Genomic DNA, 1,347 nt, shown 5'->3' with positions numbered 1-1,347 from the left:
CCGCTCCCGCAGGACTCAGATCAGCACGCGGGCGTGACGCCCGTCAGAGGACGATGACCTCGCAGTAGCGCGCCGCCGTCTTCGCGAGCTTCCGGTCGAGCGTGAGCAGCGGGATGCCGAGGGCCTCGGCGAGCGCGACATACCCGGCGTCGTAGGCGGTGACATCGTCCCGCAGCATCCAGATCCGCGGTATCAGCCGGCGCAGCGGATGCCGCGTGATCTGCAGCTCACCGAAGAGGTCGAGCGCCTCCCGTGCACGGTGGGCGGGCAGACCGTCGTGGAGCGCCTGCCGCCGCAGCACCGACAGCACCTCGATGTCGAGTCCGGCGTGTGCATGAAAGTCGTCGCCGTTCACCCAGTCACCGGTGCCCAGCAGGGCATCGATCGCTGCGGAGGCATCGAGCACGACCGCGGTGCTCATGGGGCGAGCTCGTCGTCCCTGTCGGCACGAGCCGCGTCACGCGCCGCGAGGATCTGACTGCGTGTGAGCGCGCTTCCGTCACTCACCGACCTCGCGCGCGCTGCGGCGATGATCTCCGCGTTCGTCCGGTACTGCACGAGGTCCGCGAGTTCGCGGGCCACGTAGTCGGACAGCGACATGCGCTCCGCGGCGGCGCGTTCCTTGAGGCGTGCATGAACATCGTCCGGGAGATTTCGTACCTGCAGCATCCGACCCACTCTTCCAGGATCGCATGTGTTGCACATGCGCGAAAGAGGGATCTGTGGATAACCCGCGCGGTCGAACTCAGATCAATACGCGGTGGTGATCGTGCGGGCGGCACCGTCCACGACCATGGCGCCGCCGTACGGCAGAATCCACTGCGGACGCGTGTGCCCGAACGGCGGACCGACGCAGATGACGGCCGCGGAGTTGTAACGGGTCACGACGTCGATGACCGCGTCTCGCTGCGCCGCACGGAGTGTCTCAGCCTCAGCGGGCGTGGGGCGGAACTCGAAATCGCTCACCGGCGGGCGCGCGACCACGACCGCGGAGACCGCGGTGAGGATCCCTCGCTCGCCGAGCCCTCGCAGCCACCGGGCGACCCAGCCGGCGGGCGGCCGCTCCTCGCTCGTCTCGAGCAGCAGGATCGCGCCCTCGAGCTGCTCCGCCGCCGGGAGTCGGCCGACGAATGCGAGACCATCGATCGCCTCGAGGCATCCGCCCCAGGTCGTGCCCTCGACGCGCACGGCGGGCCCGGCCCACGTCCACGGCTCGGTCGGGATGCGGTCACCGAACTCCACGAGTGCTCGAGGGTCCGCCCACCGCCGACCGACATCCTCCGACTCCCCCGGTTCGGTGATCTCCAGCGCGCCGCCCTCCAGCAGCAGCGCGCGCAGCGACCCCAC

Annotated in this window: 3 protein-coding genes; all 3 read right to left on the bottom strand. The window is 70.0% G+C overall.

The genetic code is table 11. The annotated features are described in order from the left end of the window. Positions 1-43: 43 nt before the first annotated feature. Complete coding sequence (locus ACNPM4_RS07795) at positions 44-421, bottom strand: type II toxin-antitoxin system VapC family toxin (RefSeq protein WP_400856017.1); 378 nt, start codon at positions 419-421, stop codon at positions 44-46. Beyond that, positions 418-669 (bottom strand): FitA-like ribbon-helix-helix domain-containing protein, encoded by a 252-nt coding sequence (locus tag ACNPM4_RS07790; RefSeq protein ID WP_105709515.1) that lies wholly within the window; start codon positions 667-669, stop codon positions 418-420. Before ACNPM4_RS07790 ends, ACNPM4_RS07795 begins: the two co-directional genes overlap by 4 nt. Before the next feature lie 81 nt (positions 670-750). Further along, positions 751-1,347, bottom strand: a 597-nt coding sequence (locus ACNPM4_RS07785; protein WP_473965301.1) for a S66 peptidase family protein, incomplete at its 5' end; no start/stop codon positions are given.

This window comes from Microbacterium umsixpiens, assembly GCF_053543675.1.
The sequence above is the reverse complement of the archived record's forward strand: the minus strand, read 5'-3'. Positions and strand labels throughout refer to the sequence as shown.